The organism is Bacillus sp. NPDC057893 (assembly GCF_042796455.1).
Lineage (GTDB): Bacteria > Bacillota > Bacilli > Bacillales > Bacillaceae_G > Bacillus_A.
The window spans coordinates 1,273,181-1,293,552 of sequence record NZ_JBHVNG010000002.1; the positions used below are offsets into that span (position 1 = coordinate 1,273,181).

Below are 20,372 nucleotides of genomic sequence, written 5' to 3' on the forward strand. Positions count from 1 at the left end.
TAAAATTTTTTATTAATATGCGTAAATGGAATGGAGGTTATGTAATAAAATGGAAGTTGGGTGGTAATTTGATTCGAATACATTTAAAGAAACTTGAAGAAGTAGTAGGCGGTGAAGGGTTACAAGATTCATTTCATCATATAGAGATGCATGGCGTCTGCATTAATTCCAAAAAGATTAAAGAAGGAAATTTGTTCGTTCCAATTATTAGGGTGAAAAATGGACATGATTATGTGAAAGAGGCAATGGATAACGGAGCTGTAGCTTCGTTATGGAAAAAGTCTTACGGAATTCCGCCAAAAGGGATGCCGATTATATTTGTAGATGACACTTTGGCTGCCTTACAACAATTGGCATGTTATTACCGGAATGAGTCAAACGTGAAAGTAATCGGTATTACAGGTAGTAACGGAAAGACAACAGTGAAAGATATAATAGGTGCAATTTTAAATTCTACTTATAAAGTGCATAAAACGCAGGGGAATTTAAATAGTCAATTTGGTTTGCCGCTAACGATTTTAGAAATGAAACAGGGTACAGAGTTTTTAATACTAGAAATGGGGATGAGTGAAACAGGACAAATTCGTAACTTATCACAAATAGCGCAGCCGGATGTAGCGATAATTACAATGATTGGGCAGTCTCATTTAGAAACGTTAGGATCAAGAGAAGTGATTGCGAAGGCGAAATTAGAAGTGATAGACGGATTAAAAGATGAAGGAATGTTCTTATATAATGGTGATGAGTCATTACTTTCTCGAAATAATAATATGCCAGGTATAGAATGTAAGTCATTTGGTGAAAAAGGTACAAATGATTTCTATCCCAATAATGTACAATTAGATGAATATGGTGTTCACTTTAAATTAAATGATTCAAAAAAAGTACAGTATGATGTTCCTTTACATGGAAAGCATAATATTTTAAATGCGATCGTTGGAATCGCCGTAGGACAATTTTATAATGTCCCTACAGAAAAAATACAAGAAGCATTGCAGCAAATAAATATTACTCATATGCGTTTTCAGTTTCTAACCGCTAAAACAGGTTTTACGATTATTAATGATGCATGGAATGCCAGTCCATCTTCAATGAAGGCTGCAATTGAAACGTTAGAGAAGTTAAATGCTTATGAGAAAAAAATCATTGTCATTGGGGATATGTTGGAGTTAGGGAAGGAAGCTGAAACTTATCATAGAGAAATTGGTAAAATGTTAAATCAAGAGAATATTTCATATGTGTTTACTTATGGAGAGATGGCAGAAATAGTGGCGGAAGAAGCGATGAAGACATATGCTACAGGACAAGTGCAGTCATATAATAATAAAGCTAAAATAGCAGAGGAAGTATTGAAAATTATAACGAAAAAGGATGTCGTATTATTGAAAGGCTCTCGTGGAATGGCTTTAGAGGAGATTGTGCAAAATTGGATATGAAAAATCAGAATATACTTTAAAAAAGCTTGCGTTTTATAAAATAAAGAGATAGAATACTCTGTAAATATAAAAAGTGATGATTAGGAGAAGTACATGATGCAAGGGTCTACAGAGAGCAATCGGTTGCTGGGAAGATTGCGATACCGCATGATGGAAAGACACCTGTGAGTGTTGCTTTGAACGTGATAATTAGTAAAAGCAAACGGTACCTACCGTTATCAGGACTAAGATGGTCATTATGACAATTTGGGTGGTACCGCGGAAAAAATCCGTCCCTATTTTTAGGGGCGGATTTTTGTATTCTTTGAAAGGAGGTGAGTGACCGTGGATGATGACGATGACAACAATAATGTAAATAAATATAAAATTATTGGAGGGAAATATAATGGATCAAATAATGAAGCGTTCACTCACACGAGAATGTACGGAGCATAGCGGAAAGATTGTATTACTACAAGGGTGGGTAAAAAAGATTCGTCATCTAGGTAATGTTAGTTTTTTATTATTACGGGACCGAACGGGAGTTATTCAATGTGTATTAGAAAACGGGTTAGCTGGATACAAAGTAGATGTTGAAAGTGTCGTCGAAGTAATTGGTGAAATAGTAGAGACACCGAAAACAGAATTAGGTATTGAAGTACTTGCGCGTGAAGTGAAAGTATTAAATGGTGCAGAACCACTTCCATTTGAAATAAATAAAAAGAAGTTACAAGTTGGTTTAGATCAACTATTGAATGAGCGGGTATTATCATTAAGACATGAGCGAATCGCGGCGATTTTTAAAGTGAAATCGACACTCGTTCAAAGCTTTAGTGAATTTCTAATAGAGAACGATTTCACACGTATATTTACTCCGAAAATTGTCTCACAAGGGGCAGAAGGAGGAGCAAATGTTTTTAAGCTTCCATATTTCCAAAAAGAAGCGTATTTAGCTCAATCACCACAATTTTATAAACAAATGATGGTAGCAGGAGGGCTCGAGCGTGTTTTTGAAATTGCTCCTGTGTACCGGGCTGAACATCACAACTCCTCCCGTCATTTGAATGAATATATATCGTTAGACGTAGAGCTTGGATTTATTCATGATTTTCATGAAGTGATGCAATTAGAAACAGATGTTTTACGATATATGTTTCAGCAAGTAGCAAAAAACTGCGAAAAAGAACTACAACTATTACAAATAGAAGTGCCTGTCATTACTGAAATACCTAAAATCACATTGTTAGAAGCTCAAGAAATTTTGAAAAATAAGTACCGGAAAGAATCGCCGATGGGGGATTTAGATACAGAAGGTGAAAAGTTACTAGGGAAATATGTGAAGGAAACATATGATAGTGAATTTGTCTTTATTACACATTATCCGAAAGAAGCGCGACCGATGTATACAATGCCAAATAAGGAGAACGAAGCCATAACGGATTCATTTGACCTATTATATAAAGGATTAGAAATAACTTCAGGTGCACAGCGTATTCATAATCATGAAATGTTATTCGCATCTTTTAAAGAAAAAGGATTACATCCAGAGAAATTTCAATCTTATTTAGATACATTCCGATACGGTTGTCCACCACATGGTGGTTTTGGGATAGGATTAGAAAGGGTTGTGTATCGACTTTTAGAATTATCCAACGTGAGGGAAGCGAGTGCTTTTCCGAGAGATTGTACACGTCTTATACCATAAAAAGAATCTTCGCGATTATCGCGAAGATTCTTTTTTAATGTTCTTTTATTTTTACATTGAAAGTTTATAAAAAACCTTTTCGACAAAAAAAATAATATATACCTTGACAGTAACAAATATAACCGATATACTTCATATTAATTTCAAAAGAAAATATATTCTAAATATTAAAATGTGTTGAATAGGAGTAGTAAGGTCATGTATTTGTGCAGAGAGCTATGGGTTGGTGCGACATAGTCAAATGACATCCTGAACTCGCCTAGGAGCAGTAAGGTAGAACGGAATTACATTCTTAGTAAATCTTAACGGTTAACCTTCGATATTAGGTTTGTAATCAAACGATTACTACTAAGGTGGATTCATAATGGAATCAATAAGGGTGGTACCGCGTTAAGCAAATGGCTTAGCGTCTCTTTATATAAAGAGATGCTGAGCCATTTTTTATTTTATAGAAAAAGAAATGGAGGGTTTATTCGGATAGGTATATAAAATTTATTTATTTATATAAAAAGATTTAAATAGGAGGAAAATAAGATGAAACAGACGGAGCAATGGACTTCGAAATTAGGATTTATAATGGCTGCAGCAGGATCAGCAATTGGACTAGGCGCAATATGGAAGTTTCCTTATATTGCTGGAAAGAGTGGGGGAGGAGCTTTCTTTTTAATTTTTATATTATTTACTGTATTAATTGGTCTCCCGCTATTAATAGCTGAATTTATGATTGGACGCAGTACACAGAAACAAGCAGTTGGAGCATTTAAAAGTATCGCACCAAATACAGGCTGGCACTGGATAGGACGCCTTGGCGTTGGAACTTGTTTTATACTACTTTCGTTTTATAGTGTTGTAGGCGGATGGGTATTAATTTATTTATTCAGAGGAGTAACTGGACAACTTATTACTCCAGGACAAAATTATAGTGCATTATTCACAGAAACAATTGGAAATCCGGTTTGGGGTATTACTGGACATTTCGCTTTTATGTTCATTACGATATGGGTTGTATCAAAAGGGGTACAAAACGGAATTGAAAAAGCAAGTAAATATATGCTACCAGCATTGTTCGTTTTATTTGTCGCCCTTATTATTCGTTCATTAACACTTGATAATGCGATGCAAGGTGTCAAGTTTTTCTTACAACCAGATTTCTCAAAGATTACTTCAGAAAGTATTTTGTTCGCAATGGGCCAATCATTCTTTGCGATTAGTATCGGAATATCAATTATGGTTACGTATAGTTCCTATTTAAATAAAAAAGAAAGTTTACCAAAATCAGCAGTTACGATTGTTGGGTTAAATTTATTTGTTTCTTTATTTGCGGGTCTTGCTATTTTCCCAGCAGTATTTTCATTAGGAATGGAGCCGACGGAGGGGCCTGGATTACTATTTATCGTATTACCATCTGTATTTAGTCAAATTCCATTCGGCGGATTGTTCTTAACTGTATTTCTTGCGCTATTTACATTTGCCACATTAACATCGGCATTTTCTCTACTAGAGACTGTTGTTTCAGCATTAGCAAATGGTGAGCAAGAAAGAAGAAACAAACTATCATGGATTATCGGTTTTTGTATTTTCCTAGTAGGTATTCCATCAGTACTTTCATTTGGCATATGGAGTGATATTACAATCTTTGGTAAAAATATTTTTGATGCAGTAGACTTCTTATCTAGTAATATATTAATGCCACTTGGAGCACTATTTATTAGTATTTTCGTATCATTCAAAATGGAAAAGAAAGTGTTAGAAGCAGAATTTTTCGTGGGTGGAAATTACGGAAAGAAAGTATTTACTTGCTGGGCATTTTTACTTCGGTTTGTAGCACCACTTGCAATAATTATTGTCTTTTTAAATGTAATAGGGATTATTTAGGATTAAATGTTATAATATTCAGTAAAAAAACGAGGTGATGATTATAAAGATGAATTTGATTGAAGTTGGGAAATACATGAACATTAGAGGAAAAAAACTATACGTCGAAACACATGGCTCTCCTGAAAGTAAAGCAGTCTTATACTTGCACGGGGGACCAGGAGAAAGCTGCTATGATTTTTCATTTCATCAAGCGGAACGATTAAAAGATTCCTTATATGTAATTATGATAGATCAAAGAGGAGTTTGTCGATCAGAAGGAATTACTGAGGAAGAACCTTTTGGATTAAATGATTTAGTTGAAGACTGTGAAGAACTAAGAAAAGTATTGCAAATTGAGAAATGGTCTGTAATAGGACACTCTTTCGGTGGATATTTAGCATTGTTATATGCGGCGACATATCCAAATTCAATAGAGAAAATAATATTTGAAGGGCCAACTTTCGATTTTTCATTAACAAGTAGAGCTTTGTTACAAAAAACAGGGGATTTATTAATAAAGTATGGAAAAGAAGCAGAGGCAGAAGAGTGCCTGAATTATTCATCTAATAATGCTAGTTCAGAAGAGTTGCTAGAAGCTTATATAAGATTAAGCTCTGAATTAGAAGAAAGAAGAATGGAGATTTACAATTATAAGGAAGATGAGACGGACGATAGTTTATATAGTGACGAAGAGTGGGAACAATTTTCAAATCGTTCAAAAACCCATTTTGATAGATTAAAATCAGAGGGAGCATGTCATACGTCATTATTATCAAAAATAAAAGATGTACAGAATCCAATGTTATTAATTGTAGGAAAATATGATGTAGTAACGTGTGAAAAGCAAATTGAAGTATTTAATCGAGATTCTCTAAATGGAAAGCATATCATATTCGAAGAAAGTGGTCATACACCACATTATGAGGAAGCAGATCGATTTACTGAAACAGTTATTCATTTTTTGAAATAAAAAAGAAAGGGTGCTTCTAATAATAAGAAGCACCCTTTTTAAATTTCGGGATAAGTGATTGTAACGTTAGGCCATTTGCTTTGCCAATTCTTTTTATTAACCCTATTTTTATACATATGTATTCGTTCTTTCGTTTCAAGAAAATGAAGTGTAGGTTTCACTTGTAATGAAAGCACATCTTCAATTCCGCACGGGGATGTTAATATGACATTATTCTTCTCGTCTAATGTAACACCAAGTGCGGTTGCTGTTTCAGGAAATTTAGAAATAGCATCAACAGCAGAAGAATATGGTGGCATGTTATTCACCACATGCATACGAGCTTGATTCTTAACCGACCAAGGGATAGAATCATTCAAATTTGTCAGTTCCTTTTCTAATGATTGTTCGTATGACTCATCTTTATGTAATGGATCAAAATAAATAACATCGACGTCTGGTGTAGCCGTTCTTGTTTCGTAGTTATGCAATGTGTCCCAAATTTTAGAACGAACAAACCCAGCACAAATCCACCAATCAGGTAGTTGTAATGATTTTGCCATTTGTAATACGTTCATCATCCACGGATCATTTTTTATCAAGTGGATGATATCGTGCTCTGTTTTTATAGTCATTTGTTATCTCACCTACTTTTTTAGAGAGCGAATTAATTCATAAGCTTAATAATCCATGTAATCCAGTAAGCACCTGGTATGAATAATAGTTGCGCTAATAATGTACCGAGAAGTCTAGAAATCATTAGCCAACCATACATCTTACTCATTGCTTCAGCACCTTCTTCTGATTGAAGAGCCCGTTCTGTTAAAAGAGCGATACGTGGATCTAGTAAAACTGTTAATAAAATAGTAGCAAAACCATTAACAAGACCAGAAGCTGTAGTAGCTTTTGTTGCATAAGTCGGATTTAAAAAAGAAGCATATAGTGCGGAAAGAACACCAGCTGTATAAATGGCAGTGGCAAACATATTAATAAGCATAATTCGCTTCGGAATTCCGCCAATACGCATTCGATGAATCATCTCAAACTTTGGAAAGCGTACATATTTTTTTGTGTACTTTAATTTTTGAATGTTATTCGTCTTCATCATTCGAATGAATGAACCATCTGTTTCAAAGTTTTGAATGACGTATCCAAATAGCTTTGTCAAAGTTGGATAGAGTATAATCGCGAGCAATGTACCGACAGAAGCAGATAATAGAACGAGCCGTATAATATGCTCTAAATCAATAGAAGAATCTAGCTTTGCTTCATCGACAATACCACCAATTAAAAAAGCTTGTAGTAAGTTAGATGTTCTTGAAATAAGTAGTACCATTCCTACGATGGATAAGGCAACGACAATCTTTTTTAAACGGACACCAGCTAATCGAATACTATAAGAGCTAGTTTCAACTGCGTGGATAACAATTGTGAAAGCCATTATAAAAATTAACGTAATTGACATGTGATTCACCAGTTTCTATTAAATTAATTATAACTTTTTCACTTTATCATATCTTTCGTGATTTTGTAACTGAAAGTATAAGGGTTAGAAAGAACAATTTTCCGAAAAGTTAAATAGTGATATTATAGTAAAGGTGTAAGTAGGATAATGGCCTTAATGGGGTACATATAAAATCAGTGGGGGAATGAAATATGTATACAACATTTCTATTTGATTTAGATGGAACATTAACTGATCCGAAAGAAGGGATAATAAATTCTGTTCTATACGCGTTAGAAAAAATGGGGATTGAAGAAGTGAATATAAGTGAGTTAGATTCATTTATCGGTCCACCAATTCAACAATCTTTTGCAGATAGATATAATATGAATGAAATAGAAGTAGAACGAGCAGTGTTTTATTTTCGGGAATATTTAAAGCAAAGTGGTCTATTAGAGAATAAAGTATACGATGGAATTCCAACCCTATTGCAAGAATTAAAGGATGCTGGCAATCGTTTGTTTGTAGCAACTTCAAAGCCTACTGTATTTGCGAAACAAGTAATAGAGCACTTTCAGTTAACATCTTTTTTTGAAGAGATTGTTGGGAGTGATTTAGATGGGACAAGAATAAAAAAGGAAGAAATAATTGCTCATATTTTACAAACAAATGAAGAACTTCAAAAAGAAGAAATGGTGATGATTGGTGATAGAAAGCATGACGTAATCGGTGCGGGCAGTAACGGAATTGCTTCAATAGGTGTATTGTATGGATATGGTAATGAGAATGAATTGAGTGATGCTAGGGCGATTCATATAGTGAAAGATGTCGAAGAGTTACAAAGCTTCTGTATAGAGAATAGTACGATAAAACTATAGAAATAGAACCTAGAAATCCCTTTATAACATATGACGATGAAATCGTTTTTGTTTAAAGGGATTTTACATATGTAATCGAATACTTATAATTAGACATTTTTAGCATGAAAAATTTGTAATAAAAAGAGGAGGAATGTCATGAGAAAAAAGGGCTCGAAATACGAGTGAAAGTCCGTTGTCAAAAGATTGAATTTTCAGTTTAAAAGGAGGGTTATAATTGGAGCTAGTTATTATTTTATTAGCACTTAGTTTACTCATGTTTGTAGCATATAAAGGATTTTCTGTAATATTATTCGCACCGATTTTTGCATTATTTGCGGTATTTTTAACAGAGCCTAGTTTTGTATTACCTTTCTTTTCTAATATTTTTATGGAGAAAATGGTAGGATTTATTAAACTATATTTCCCTGTATTTTTACTTGGAGCAATATTTGGGAAAGTAGTAGAAATGTCAGGAATCGCTGATTCCATCGCAAAGACGATTGTAGAGTTAGTTGGAGAAAAACGTACAATTTTAGCGATTGTTTTAATGGGAGCTATTTTAACGTATAGCGGTGTTAGTGTGTATGTAGTGGTGTTCGCTATATTTCCGTTTGCGGCTAAGTTGTTTCGACAAGCGGATATTCCGAAGCGTTTAATCCCCGGCACAATCGTTCTTGGAGCAGCAACATTTACAATGGATGCGCTTCCTGGATCACCACAAATTCAAAATGTAATACCTACAACTTTTTTTAAAACTGATATTTATGCAGCGCCGATACTTGGTATTTTAGGAGCAATTTTTGTTTTAACGTTAGGTTTACTTTATTTAGAGAGTAGGCGTAAGAAGGCAAAAGCAGCAGGAGAAGGGTATTTTGGTTTTAACGATGGGAATTCTGAAATGGCAGCATCTTTGCAATTAGAACAAAAAGATATGCCGATATTAAGCAGTATTGAAATTACAAGAGTACAGCAAGTAATTGCGTTTGTACCACTAATCTTAGTAGGTGTAATGAATAAAGTTTTCACAATCATGATACCCAAGTGGTATCCAAATGGTTTTGATTTCTCAGCTATTGGTATGAAAGCATTTGGAAAAGTAGAATTAAGTGCGGTAGTTGGAATTTGGTCTGTAGAATTGGCACTTATTATAGGGATTTTATCAACGCTTTTATTATATTGGAAACGAGTAGTAACTGGATTTCAAGCTGGATTGAATACGAGTATTGGTGGAGCGCTACTTGCAACAATGAATACAGGAGCTGAATTTGGATTTGGTGGTGTTATTGCAGCACTTCCAGGTTTTGCAATTATGAGAGATAGCATCTCTGCAACTTTTACGAATCCATTAGTAAATGGGGCAGTAACAACGAATATTTTGGCGGGTATTACTGGATCAGCATCAGGAGGAATGGGGATTGTTTTAAGTGCGATGGGGGATAAATTTATTGCAGCGGCCAATCAATATGATATTCCATTAGAAGTTATGCACCGCATTGTATCAATGGCATCAGGTGGAATGGATACATTACCACATAATGGTGCCATTATTACTATTCTAACGGTAACAGGATTAACACATAAACAGTCATATAAAGATATATTTGCTATTACAGTTTTGAAAACGTTTGCTGTGTTTTTAGTTATCGCATTCTATACTTTAACAGGAATTTATTAAATAGATATTTTATAGACTAAAACATTAATTAGGGTAAGAAGGGGTGGAGTACTTGCAAGAGGTTGCTGAGTTTCGTATGCCGAAGTCTGTATTATATGGAAGAAATTCGCTTGAAAAGCTGGGGGAGCAATCCAAGAAGTTGGGGAAAAGAGCGTTTATAGTTACAGATACAATTATGGAGAATTTAGGATATGTTGAGAGGTGCATAAAACAACTAAATACGAAAGGTATTACTGTTATTACATATAATAAAGTAAATGCTGAGCCTACAAATATACACGTGTTAGAAGCGTTAACTATTTGTAAAGAAGGAAAGTGTGATTTTATAATTGGTATTGGTGGTGGAAGTTGTATTGATGCTGCGAAAGCAGTTGCAGTGTTATATACAAATGGTGGTGAAGTGGAAGATTATGTCCAAAAGGATATGGAAATAGACAATGATCCGCTACCACTTATTGCAATCCCAACAACTTCTGGCACTGGATCGGAAGTAACAAGTGTAGCAGTAATTACGAATAAACGAACAGATGTAAAAATGATGATGAAGCATCCGAGTTTTACCCCGCAAGTAGCGATTATTGACCCGATTTTAACACGTTCAGTACCACCTCATATTACAGCAGCAACAGGGATAGATGCATTATGTCATGCAGTCGAAGCATATATTTCTAAAGTTTCACAATCACTTACAGATGTACTGGCACTTTCAGCTATTGAAAGTATTATGAAATATTTACGTATTGCATATGAAGATGGAGATAATATGGAAGCAAGGGAAGCAATGATGATCGCTTCATTACAAGCTGGAATTGCATTCTCAAATGCATCAGTTACGTTAGTTCATGGTATGTCAAGACCAGTAGGTGCACTATTTCATGTACCGCATGGTATATCGAACGCCATACTATTACCTACAGTTTTAGAGTTCACAAAAATAAGTGCAGTGAAAAGGTTAGCCGAGATTGGACGCAATTTAAACAAAGATCTCTACTCATATTCTGAGGAAGAAGTAGCGAATTACACGCTTGCTGAAATAAAGAAACTTTGTTTTGATCTTTGCATTCCAAATTTAAAAGAATATGGAATTGATGAAATTGAGTTTGAAAATGCTATTTCTAAAATGGCCTCGGATGCAATTGAAAGTGGTAGCCCAGGAAATAATCCACGAGTTCCTTCTAATAATGAAATTAAACAGTTGTATCGAGAATGTTTTAATTATCAATATGAAGATTCTATAAAAACATTAGGGAGTTAATTTCAGAATATTCTTATAAAATTTCCTTGGAAATAGTTAAAACAAGACTTTATATTATAAATTTAAAGTCTTGTTTTATTGTGTATAATATACATAATAAAACATTGTTATTAGTTTAGAAAAAAGTTTAGGTAGGTGTTGGGGTTATATGAAAACGATAGGGCTTATAGGTGGTATGAGTTGGGAATCAACTTCGGAATATTATCGAATTTTAAATGAAGAGATAAAAAGTAGATTAGGAGGATTACACTCAGCAAAATGTTTGATTAATAGTGTAGACTTTGAAGAGATTGAACGATTCCAGTCTAACGGGGATTGGGATGGAGCAGGTGAAGTATTAGGGAGTGCGGCGTATTCATTGCAGAATGGAGGAGCAGATTTTATAATCATTTGCACAAATACAATGCATAAAGTAGTGGAGAAAATAAAAGAGAATATTAACATCCCCGTATTACATATTGCTGATACTACTGCAAAAGAAATTAAAAGAAAAGGTATTCAAACGATTGGTCTACTTGGAACAAAATATACAATGGAGCAAGATTTTTATAAGTTACGCATAGAAGAGAATCATATAAAAGTAATGGTTCCATCAAAAAAGGATAGAGATAAGATAAACGAAGTAATATATACAGAATTGTGTTTAGGAAAGATAACATCTCAATCTAGAGAGTATTATAAAAGAGTTATAGAAGAGCTAGTACAAGAAGGGGCACAAGGAATCATATTAGGTTGTACAGAAATAGGATTATTAATAAAGCAGGAAGACGTATCAATACCGATATTTGACACAACTCATATACATGCAATTGAAGCGGTTAATTTCGCTTTACAAAATAGATTATAATTATATTATGTAACCTAATTCATGTTTGTGGAAAACATTCAGAAAATATTTTATAATGTAAGTGGTTACATTTAAGGGGGAATGCGTATGTTTTCAGTTCAACCAATCGCATTTGTACATAATGAAAGAAAGGAAATAAAAGATGATGAGTGGGGAGAAGTAAGATCCTATATTACTTTAACTGAAATGTATACAGAGGAAAGTATAAAAGGGATTGAAGATTTCTCTCATATTGAAGTTGTTTTTTATTTTCATAAAGTAACTGATGAACAAATTCAATATTTTGCTAGACATCCTAGAAATAATAATGATTATCCTAAAGTAGGCATTTTTGCACAGCGCGGGAAAAATCGTCCGAATCGCATAGGAGCAACAATTGTAAAGGTGATCAAAAGAGAAGGTAAATCAATTATTGTTGAGGGGTTAGATGCTATTGATGGCACCCCTATATTGGATATAAAGCCGATAATGAAAGAATTTATGCCGAAAGAAGAAATTCTACAGCCTAAATGGGCAACGGATATAATGAGACAGTATTGGAAGGGGAATGGAGTAAAATGAGAATATATGAGGCAACAATTGCAGATTTAGATGGACTAGCATCAGTTTTTAATAACTATCGTATGTTTTATAGACAAGATTCCGATATAGAAGGAGCAAAAGCATTTTTGCGAAATCGAATTGAGAGAAAAGAATCAGTTATTTTCGTGGCAGTTGAAGACGGTGAATATATTGGATTCACACAATTATATCCATCATTTTCTTCTATTTCGATGAAAGAATTATGGATATTAAATGATCTGTTTGTACAAGCCACTAAGCGCGGAGCAGGAACAGGTAAAAAATTATTAGAAGCTGCTAAAGAATTTGCATTAGAAAATGGTGCAAAAGGTGTGAAATTACAAACGGAGATTGATAATTTATCAGCACAGCGATTATACGCTGAAAATGGTTATTTGAGAGATAATCGTTATTTCCATTATGAATTAACGTTTTAAAAAAATATAAGATTAAAGAAGACGTTTTCATTGTGAAAACGTCTTTTTTAATTTGTATTATAGTTGATTTAAAACCCAATTTGTAGCATCTTCAAAGGTTTCTGCAATGTAGTTTGGTTCAATATGTGCCCATTTGTCTCGGTACGTATGTAAAGCATCATATCCAGCGCCTGTTCGAACTAATATCGTTGTCGCATGTACTGTTGCTCCTGCAACGATATCAGTCCAGCGATCACCAATTACAGCACATTTTGTTAAATCAAGCCCGTGTTTTTCAGCTGCTTGCAGCAGCATACCTGTACTTGGTTTACGGCATTCACAACCATCACCGTGCTTGTGAGGACATATGTAAATATCATCAAAGCCGAAACCTTTTAATTCTTGTGTAAAATCAGCTACAGTTGCTATCCCATCTGCGATACCTGGTTGATTTGTGAAAGAGAAAATTTTTATATTTTGAGCTTTTAGTTTTTGCAGAGCTACTTTTGTAAAGGGGAATAAGGTAAAAGATCCAGGATAATGTATTGTAGTGTCGCCGCCAATTGTACCGTCACGATCAATGAAAATTGCTTCGATGTTTGTCATAGTTTTAGTCCTTTCAATTAAAAAGTAGTTTAAAAATGTTTTACAAATCGATATCCATTTACTTCATATCCTAATTTTTTGTAAAAAGGATGTGCTTCTAATCTATTTGTTCCACTGACTAGCCATGTGCCGATACAATTATGCGTCTTTGCTAATTGCTCCGCATAATCCATTAATATTTGTCCAATGCCTTTCCGCCGTATTGTAGAATCAACACTAATAATTGAAATCTCTCCATAACGAGTTACATCTTCTAAATTTTCACGTATACGAAATCCAAGTAATCCAAATATAGTTTTTTCTTCCTCATAAACATATAAAAAATCAAACGGACTCATTTGTACGAATTGCAATCGGTTGTTCATATCTTCATAGGAAATAGAGGAACCTTTTAATTCTTTCGTTAAAGAACAAAGTGCATCTATATCATCTATCATCGCTTCACGAATTTGAAAAGACATATTATTCACTCCAATAAAATGTAATCAACATTTAATATTCTGTTAAAAAATATTTTTTCCTGCTATGAAAATAAATATTTTATAATGATATATAGATAGCTATATGTTATTCTTTTCCTTGATTGTATTGGAAATGGAAAGAAGGGGAACGTATGTTGAAGGTGAATATCCGCTCAGCCGGATATGAAATTGGTGAAAAGACAGTTCATGATATTGCATTTGCAATTGAAAAAGGCGAGTTAGTGGCTCTTATTGGTGCAAATGGCGCAGGAAAGAGTACGACAATTAAATCGATACTCGGTTTGCTTGTCAATACGGATGGTGAAATCTCGTTTGGTGAAAAGAAAAATCCATATGCATATGTACCGGAGCATCCCACTTATTATGATTATTTAACTTTATGGGAGCATATTGAATTGTTAATGGCTGCCCGTGGAAATGAAGAGGGAAATTGGGAGGACAAAGCAAGGGAATTATTACATACGTTTCGAATGGAAAAACATATACACGAATACATATCAAAGTTTTCAAAAGGTATGAAACAAAAATCGATGCTAATATTAGCATTTTTAACAGAGCCAGATTTCTATATTATTGATGAGCCTTTTATCGGTTTAGATCCAGTAGCCACGAAAGACTTTTTGAATTACTTATATAAAGAAAAAGAGCGAGGAGCAGGTATATTACTTTGTACGCACGTGCTGGATACAGCTGAAAGAATTTGTGAAAGATTTTTACTCATTTCGCAAGGTACATTAGTTGCAGATGGGCATTTAGAGGCGATCCGATCGTTAGCAGAAATGCCAGGAAGTACACTGTTAGATTGTTTCGATGCAATTGTAAGGCGGGAACAAAATGATTAAACAACAGTTTAATAAAAGGTTACGTCATGAATTGCAAAGAAAATGGAAAGCGATTCGTTCTGTAACAGATTGGACAGTAGCATTATATATTGTTATTCCCGCACTTATATTTATTGTAATGTATTATCGTTCATTATGGGTAAAAGAACTATCAATGGAAGAGACCGTTTATTTTGGATTAGGTTTACTTGCATTTTACTTTGTTACATTTTCAAGAGGAGTTCGCTCATTTTTTGAACAAGCAGATAGCTTATTTTTAATTTCGTACCCAAATCATATGCGAAGATTAATGAAGCTTGGAATGATATATACGTTAATTCGGATTGCAATAACGAACGCAATTGTAGTATTCATTATGTTGCCTATATTGATGAAAAGTATGGGAGCGACAATTATACAAATCGTACTGTTCTGGATTTTCTTTACTGTTTTTCGATTTATGCTATCTTTGTTGACGAGATTCATAAATGTACGTGTGGGGAAACGATGGGTTTTATTGATTATAAAAGATGTTATATTTTCTTTTAGTTTGATTTTTTTTGGAATCAGTGTATTTTTCATTTATAAAAATCCATTGTATTCCATATTATTTATCGGTCTAGCAGCTTTATTTACTATAGTCTTGGTAAAAGAAAAGATGAATTATAAAAATTTCTTTTTTAAAGAAGTTGAGAAAGAAAAAGAAGAAAGTATGCGTTGGACGGTAGGGATTATGCAAGTTGGTGGCCATGCTGCGAAGCCGAGTAGTTCGAATAAAAAACCGTGGATGTTCCCTCGTTCTAAAAAGATATTAGGAAAAAAATCTGATTCGCGTATTGTAGAAGCTTTTTTAAAAGAATTTTTGCGTACAAGTAGTGCTTTAATGTTTTATGTTCAAATTGTATGTATAAGTACTGTAAGTATTATCGTGACTCCGCAGTGGATAACAGCCATTATTCTTGTATTTGCTATAGTTGCTATTTCTCGCTATGCGCGTGATTATTGGAATGAATTTACGAAGAAAATGTTTCTACATTTATATTGTGATGAAGGAGAATTACTATTATTAAGGTGGAAGGCGGATCGTTATTTGCTCCTTCCAGTCGTATTTATGTACGCAACAGTCATCCTCTCACAGTTTTATTTATTGCCAGCAGTAATTATTGGAGTTATTTTTATAGCATTCATTGGTTGGATTGTATTTTTACCATAGAAAAAGAGCCGGAAATGGCTCTTTTTCTAGTCTGTAACACACTGATAAATAAAATATACTAAAACGAGTATGCTTGCGGCGGAATATATGACATCTAAAGTCATCTGATCGCCTCCTCATTGTTGTTGTATTTCTAGTGTATGAAATCTTACAATTTCATATTCAAGTGGAAAATATGTGAACGTTAACAAATTTGTAAAGTGCAAAAATTACAATCATTTTGTATAATAGAAGAAACAACCGTTATATAAAATATAATGAGTGAAAGGGGAGGGAACATAAATGCCAAATTGGTTTAGAAAAACCTTAGTCGCATTAATTACCGTATTTACGTTTGGTTTAGTGACGCCTCCTTCCATATTGCTTGATAATGCCAAAGCTGCGGACAAGTCTACGAGCACAGCTGGGCAACAAAATTTGGAGAGTACGTCCTATACATATGAAGAAGCGAATGACAGGTTAACCACCGATACTTTTATTACTTATGCAATGCAAGAAGCAGAGAAGCAGTCGATGCAAAAGTTTGGAACTAAAATTGGTCCAGTAATTGAAGATGAGTTTAAAGATGTAATATTACCGAAAATTGAAGAGGCAATTGCTGAGCTTGCCAATGATGTACCAGAGGAGTCGTTACAATCATTATCGATTTCTCAGAAACCAGCTGGTGGAAATAATGAAAAGATTTTTCACGTTTACGATACGAAATCTGGAAATGACTTACTACGATTTCATGTAAGGAGAGATCATCCACCGCAAGATGGTTATTATTTCAATTTCCACTATCATCGTTTTGATGATGGATACTCTGGACATCATGAATTAGGAAATATTTATTGGAATACGAATGTACCGCCAAAATGGCTTTCTTAAAAAGAACAAGAGAAAATCTTGTTCTTTTTTTGTTGATAAAAGGGTAAGACAACTATGTTGTTGAATACCATATGTTTAAGAAAAAGAAGAAAAGGGAGTATGGGGATGCAAAAATATATTGTTTTTGACTTTGATGGCACATTAGTAGATTCACAAAATATATTTGTACCGATCTATAATCAAATTGCTGAAAAGCATGGTTATAAAACGGTAAGGGAAGAAGAAATTGAGCATTTACGTAAATTAACGATGCCAGAGAGATGTAAACAACTCGATGTACCACTGTATAAACTACCGATATTAGCGTTAGAGTTTTATAAATTATATCAACCCGCTATAAAAGATCTTGTTTTGTTCCATGGGATGAAGGATGTATTAGATGAATTACATAAAAAAGGCTACGGGATTGCCGTCATATCATCGAACTCAGAAGAGCATATTCGGGCGTTTTTACACAATAATGGTATCGAAAATATTCAAGAAGTGTATTGTTCTAAAAATTTGTTCGGTAAAGATAAAATGATAAAAAGATTTTTAAAGTCGAAAAAGCTAACAGAACAAGATATGTTGTATGTCGGTGATGAACAACGTGATATTGCAGCTTGTAAAAAAGCTGGTGTGAATGTCATTTGGGTTTCGTGGGGGTATGACGTAATTGAGACGGTAAAAGGAGACGCGCCAGATTACATGGTTAATACGCCAGGGGAAATTGTGCAAGTAGTACAGGCAACACATTCTTAATATAAATAAACTTCGAGCAGGTATTCATCATATTGAATTTTGGGTAGCAAAGTTTCTTACTGGTAATAAGGTGAAGGTTATACGTGGTCCTATTGAAATGAATCATTATTCGGATGGATATACAATAGACTTTTATGACCCGAATGGGTTTATTATAGAAGTAGCGTATACACCAAATGTAGAAATGTAAGGGGAATAAACATGAAAGCAACTACAGCAGGGCAAAACAATATAAAAATATTAAAAGATGCAGCAAATATTGAAGAAATTTCTAAAGGTTTCTCTCCTGATAAGAAATATATAATTACGAATGCGAGTAATGAAAAATATTTGTTACGGACAGGTGATGCAAAAGAGTATGAAAGAAAAAGACTAGAGTTTCACATTTTAAATGAAATGCAGAAGCGAGATGTACAGGCCCAAAGACCGATTGAATTCGGTATGTTGGAAGAAGGTGTATGTTATAGTGTTTTTTCATATATAGAAGGGGAAGATGCGAAGAAGCTATTGCCTACGTATTCACCAAAAGAACAATATAATATTGGTATAGAGGCAGGAAAAGATTTAGCAAAAATGCATACATATGGAGCTCCTAAGGATATACTTCCATGGTATGAAAGAGCAATGAAAAAACACCGAAAATATTTAGAGGCATATAAAACATGTGGAATAAAAATAAAAAATGATGATAAAATCATAAAGTTTATAGATGATAATGAAATGTATTTACAAAATCGCCCAAATCGATTTCAACACGATGATTTTCATTTAGAAAATATAATTGTGCGGGATGGGAAGTATGTAGGTGTTGTTGATTTTAATGGATACGACTGGGGCGATCCACTTCATGATTTCGTAAAAATTGCACTATTTGCAAGGGACATTAGTATTCCGTATTCAATCGGACAAATAGAAGGATACTTTAATGGTAGAATTCCAGAGGAGTTCTGGAAATTATATGCGGTGTACGTTGGCATGACAGTTTTCTCATCAGTTGTCTGGAGCTTACGAGCAGCACCGCATATGTTAGATGATACGTTAGAACGCCTTACTATAGTTTTAGAGGATCATAAAAACTTTGAGTTATTAAAGCCAATTTGGTTTCAACCAGAAAAGATTGATATGAAATAGAAAAGGTAGGTGTGATTCACATCTACCTTTATTTTTTACCATTCTTCGTTTTGAAGCAGTTGTAATGCTAACTTTAAATCCACATCTTCTTGTATATCAGTAAATTGTACTGGTGTTAGTTCTCCTTGTCTCTCTAGTTTCTCAATTGTCTGTAAATAAGTAGTAGGATCGTCCCATCCTTCCTTATCTATACAGCCTGAATAATCGTGATGAGTAATCGAAACTACTTCTTTAAAAATTTCTGTGTACACAGTTTTTCCTCCTTATAATTTAATTAGTTGAATAAAAGAATTCTGTGTTATGTATGTATTATCCTTTATTTGGATAGGGGTTTTATTACAAAACATTAGGAACGAGGAATGTTTGTTACCAAGCTATTTATAGGAAATGCGTTGATGAGATAGCAGAGCTTCTTGCTGTTAATAAGGTAAAATTTATCCGTGGTCCTATTGAAATGAATTATTATTCGGATGAGGACTACTCGATTGATTTTTATAACCCGAATGGAATTATATATACACTGAATGTGGGAAGATAAGGAGAAACTTGACGTCTCCATTATAATAAAAAAAGGGGGTGGGTTATTGAAAATCAGGCAAGGCAAATATGAAGAAATAAAATTACGCGATAGAATTCCAGGAATGGTTGAATATATAGAAGATACAATATTACCTACTGGTTTTCACTATTATATTCCTCCTCACTGGCATAGAAGTATTGAAATTAGCTTAGTCGTATATGGAGAAGTTTTCTTGTATGTGAATGGGCAAAAAAAGAAAGTATCCGCTGGCGAATTTATTTTTGTAAATAGTGGCGATGTTCATGAATTCGAAAAAGTTGAAAATACAAGTTGTGCAGTAATGATGTTAATTATTTCTTATGAATTTCTTAAAGAGGTAAATGGAGATTTTGATAAATATAGATTTAATATAAAAGAATCAGTTGTTCAGAAAACTAATCTCCAGCAAATGTTTTATGAATTAAAGGGGTTAGTCACAAATTCTGATGATTTAACTTACATAAAAATTAATAGTTTAATTTATGAAATTGTTTATATTCTATTGCGATATTGCAAAGATGGGGAGAGTATAGACGATAATTATCAACTTGGAAATAAACAGAAAGAAATGATTACGTATATTTACAAACATTATGATGAGGAACTAAAACTGAAAGATGTGGCTAAACATTTTTTTGTAAGTGAAGAACATTTTTCGCGTATGTTTAAAAAATCATTCGGATCAAATTTTACCACTTTTTTAACGAGATACAGGCTCTATAAAGCTTATGAAGATATTATTAAAAGTACAAATTCTATACAGGATATAGCAGTAAAACACGGATTTCCCAATGTAAAATCGTTTATTTCACAGTTTAAAGACAAATATGGATACACACCATTACAGTATAGGAAGAAAATCATATCAAAAAATGACAATAATCGAATCAAATATGAACAACAATAAAAATACGTTCCATGGTACATTTTGTACATGGAACGTATTTTTATTTAGTAAACGGGAA

At 33.7% G+C, this 20,372-nt stretch carries 21 protein-coding genes, 2 pseudogenes and 2 other annotated features; of the genes and pseudogenes, 18 read left to right on the plus strand and 5 right to left on the minus strand.

What is annotated here, in order from left to right; translation table 11 throughout:
• Positions 1–17: 17 nt before the first annotated feature.
• From ACFVQC_RS15320 to ACFVQC_RS15335, 4 genes are all read left to right on the plus strand, one after another.
• Positions 18–1,436: a UDP-N-acetylmuramoyl-tripeptide--D-alanyl-D-alanine ligase gene (locus ACFVQC_RS15320; RefSeq protein ID WP_377898668.1), complete on the plus strand. Its 1,419-nt coding sequence runs from the start codon at positions 18–20 to the stop codon at positions 1,434–1,436.
• A 67-nt stretch (positions 1,437–1,503) separates the two neighbouring features.
• Positions 1,504–1,716, plus strand: a binding site (T-box leader).
• Positions 1,717–1,821: 105 nt separating this feature from the next.
• Positions 1,822–3,120 (plus strand): aspartate--tRNA(Asn) ligase, encoded by a 1,299-nt coding sequence (gene aspS, locus ACFVQC_RS15325; protein WP_377898615.1) that lies wholly within the window; start codon positions 1,822–1,824, stop codon positions 3,118–3,120.
• Positions 3,121–3,288: 168 nt separating this feature from the next.
• Positions 3,289–3,537 (plus strand) — a binding site (T-box leader).
• Between the two features lie 117 nt (positions 3,538–3,654).
• The gene (locus tag ACFVQC_RS15330) at positions 3,655–4,995 is read left to right on the plus strand and encodes a sodium-dependent transporter (RefSeq protein ID WP_377898616.1); all 1,341 of its coding nucleotides are present in this window, start codon (positions 3,655–3,657) and stop codon (positions 4,993–4,995) included.
• Between the two features lie 37 nt (positions 4,996–5,032).
• Positions 5,033–5,947: an alpha/beta fold hydrolase gene (locus ACFVQC_RS15335; protein ID WP_377898617.1), complete on the plus strand. Its 915-nt coding sequence runs from the start codon at positions 5,033–5,035 to the stop codon at positions 5,945–5,947.
• A gap of 38 nt (positions 5,948–5,985) precedes the next feature.
• Here ACFVQC_RS15335 and ACFVQC_RS15340 read toward each other — a convergent pair whose 3' ends face one another.
• Entirely contained in the window at positions 5,986–6,561 is a 576-nt protein-coding gene (locus ACFVQC_RS15340) for a nucleotidyltransferase family protein (protein ID WP_377898618.1), read from the minus strand.
• A 32-nt stretch (positions 6,562–6,593) separates the two neighbouring features.
• On the minus strand, positions 6,594–7,391 hold the full coding sequence (locus ACFVQC_RS15345; RefSeq protein WP_002189473.1) for a lipid II flippase family protein: 798 nt from the start codon (positions 7,389–7,391) through the stop codon (positions 6,594–6,596).
• 191 nt (positions 7,392–7,582) lie between these two features.
• On the opposite strand from ACFVQC_RS15345, the gene ACFVQC_RS15350 reads away from it, so the two are divergent.
• The 6 genes from ACFVQC_RS15350 (at position 7,583) to ACFVQC_RS15375 (ending at position 13,005) form a co-directional block, all read left to right on the plus strand.
• Complete coding sequence (locus ACFVQC_RS15350) at positions 7,583–8,248, plus strand: HAD family hydrolase (protein ID WP_377898619.1); 666 nt, start codon at positions 7,583–7,585, stop codon at positions 8,246–8,248.
• Positions 8,249–8,465: 217 nt separating this feature from the next.
• Entirely contained in the window at positions 8,466–9,905 is a 1,440-nt protein-coding gene (locus ACFVQC_RS15355; protein ID WP_377898620.1) for a GntP family permease, read from the plus strand.
• A gap of 52 nt (positions 9,906–9,957) precedes the next feature.
• Positions 9,958–11,160, plus strand: coding sequence for an alcohol dehydrogenase EutG (gene eutG, locus ACFVQC_RS15360; RefSeq protein WP_002148280.1), 1,203 nt, complete (start codon positions 9,958–9,960; stop codon positions 11,158–11,160).
• A 148-nt stretch (positions 11,161–11,308) separates the two neighbouring features.
• On the plus strand, positions 11,309–12,007 hold the full coding sequence (locus tag ACFVQC_RS15365) for an aspartate/glutamate racemase family protein (protein ID WP_002148279.1): 699 nt from the start codon (positions 11,309–11,311) through the stop codon (positions 12,005–12,007).
• An 87-nt stretch (positions 12,008–12,094) separates the two neighbouring features.
• Positions 12,095–12,568 carry an SAM-dependent methyltransferase gene (locus ACFVQC_RS15370; protein ID WP_002148278.1) on the plus strand — a complete coding sequence of 158 codons (474 nt, stop codon included), beginning with the start codon at positions 12,095–12,097 and terminating at the stop codon, positions 12,566–12,568.
• The gene (locus tag ACFVQC_RS15375; protein WP_377895024.1) at positions 12,565–13,005 is read left to right on the plus strand and encodes a GNAT family N-acetyltransferase; all 441 of its coding nucleotides are present in this window, start codon (positions 12,565–12,567) and stop codon (positions 13,003–13,005) included. The genes ACFVQC_RS15370 and ACFVQC_RS15375 overlap by 4 nt, the downstream gene beginning before the upstream one ends.
• A 57-nt stretch (positions 13,006–13,062) precedes the next feature.
• Here the strand turns inward: ACFVQC_RS15375 and ACFVQC_RS15380 are convergent, their stop codons facing one another.
• Together ACFVQC_RS15380 and ACFVQC_RS15385 are read right to left on the minus strand one after the other, a co-directional pair.
• Positions 13,063–13,590, minus strand: a complete 528-nt coding sequence (locus ACFVQC_RS15380) for an HAD-IIIA family hydrolase (protein WP_377898621.1) — start codon at positions 13,588–13,590, stop codon at positions 13,063–13,065.
• Positions 13,591–13,619: 29 nt separating this feature from the next.
• A complete protein-coding gene (locus ACFVQC_RS15385) occupies positions 13,620–14,051 on the minus strand; it encodes a GNAT family N-acetyltransferase (protein ID WP_377898622.1) in 432 nt (143 codons plus the stop codon).
• 152 nt (positions 14,052–14,203) lie between these two features.
• On the opposite strand from ACFVQC_RS15385, the gene ACFVQC_RS15390 reads away from it, so the two are divergent.
• The 6 genes and pseudogenes from ACFVQC_RS15390 (at position 14,204) to ACFVQC_RS15410 (ending at position 18,848) form a co-directional block, all read left to right on the plus strand.
• Entirely contained in the window at positions 14,204–14,914 is a 711-nt protein-coding gene (locus ACFVQC_RS15390; protein ID WP_377898623.1) for an ABC transporter ATP-binding protein, read from the plus strand.
• The gene (locus tag ACFVQC_RS15395; protein WP_002148272.1) at positions 14,907–16,106 is read left to right on the plus strand and encodes an ABC transporter permease; all 1,200 of its coding nucleotides are present in this window, start codon (positions 14,907–14,909) and stop codon (positions 16,104–16,106) included. The genes ACFVQC_RS15390 and ACFVQC_RS15395 overlap by 8 nt, the downstream gene beginning before the upstream one ends.
• 282 nt (positions 16,107–16,388) lie before the next feature.
• Positions 16,389–16,976 carry a YpjP family protein gene (locus tag ACFVQC_RS15400; RefSeq protein WP_002148271.1) on the plus strand — a complete coding sequence of 196 codons (588 nt, stop codon included), beginning with the start codon at positions 16,389–16,391 and terminating at the stop codon, positions 16,974–16,976.
• A gap of 105 nt (positions 16,977–17,081) precedes the next feature.
• The gene (locus ACFVQC_RS15405) at positions 17,082–17,717 is read left to right on the plus strand and encodes an HAD family hydrolase (RefSeq protein ID WP_377898624.1); all 636 of its coding nucleotides are present in this window, start codon (positions 17,082–17,084) and stop codon (positions 17,715–17,717) included.
• Positions 17,718–17,760: 43 nt separating this feature from the next.
• Positions 17,761–17,907, plus strand: a pseudogene (locus ACFVQC_RS30225) (VOC family protein); the annotation flags it as partial.
• Positions 17,908–17,918: 11 nt separating this feature from the next.
• Positions 17,919–18,848 (plus strand): aminoglycoside phosphotransferase family protein, encoded by a 930-nt coding sequence (locus ACFVQC_RS15410; protein ID WP_377898625.1) that lies wholly within the window; start codon positions 17,919–17,921, stop codon positions 18,846–18,848.
• A 35-nt stretch (positions 18,849–18,883) separates the two neighbouring features.
• Here the strand turns inward: ACFVQC_RS15410 and ACFVQC_RS15415 are convergent, their stop codons facing one another.
• Positions 18,884–19,099, minus strand: a complete 216-nt coding sequence (locus ACFVQC_RS15415; protein ID WP_377898673.1) for a hypothetical protein — start codon at positions 19,097–19,099, stop codon at positions 18,884–18,886.
• An 89-nt stretch (positions 19,100–19,188) separates the two neighbouring features.
• On the opposite strand from ACFVQC_RS15415, the pseudogene ACFVQC_RS15420 reads away from it, so the two are divergent.
• A pseudogene (locus ACFVQC_RS15420) lies at positions 19,189–19,386 on the plus strand (VOC family protein); the annotation flags it as partial.
• Between the two features lie 46 nt (positions 19,387–19,432).
• Positions 19,433–20,314, plus strand: a complete 882-nt coding sequence (locus ACFVQC_RS15425) for an AraC family transcriptional regulator (protein ID WP_377898626.1) — start codon at positions 19,433–19,435, stop codon at positions 20,312–20,314.
• The last annotated feature ends 58 nt before the right edge of the window (positions 20,315–20,372 follow it).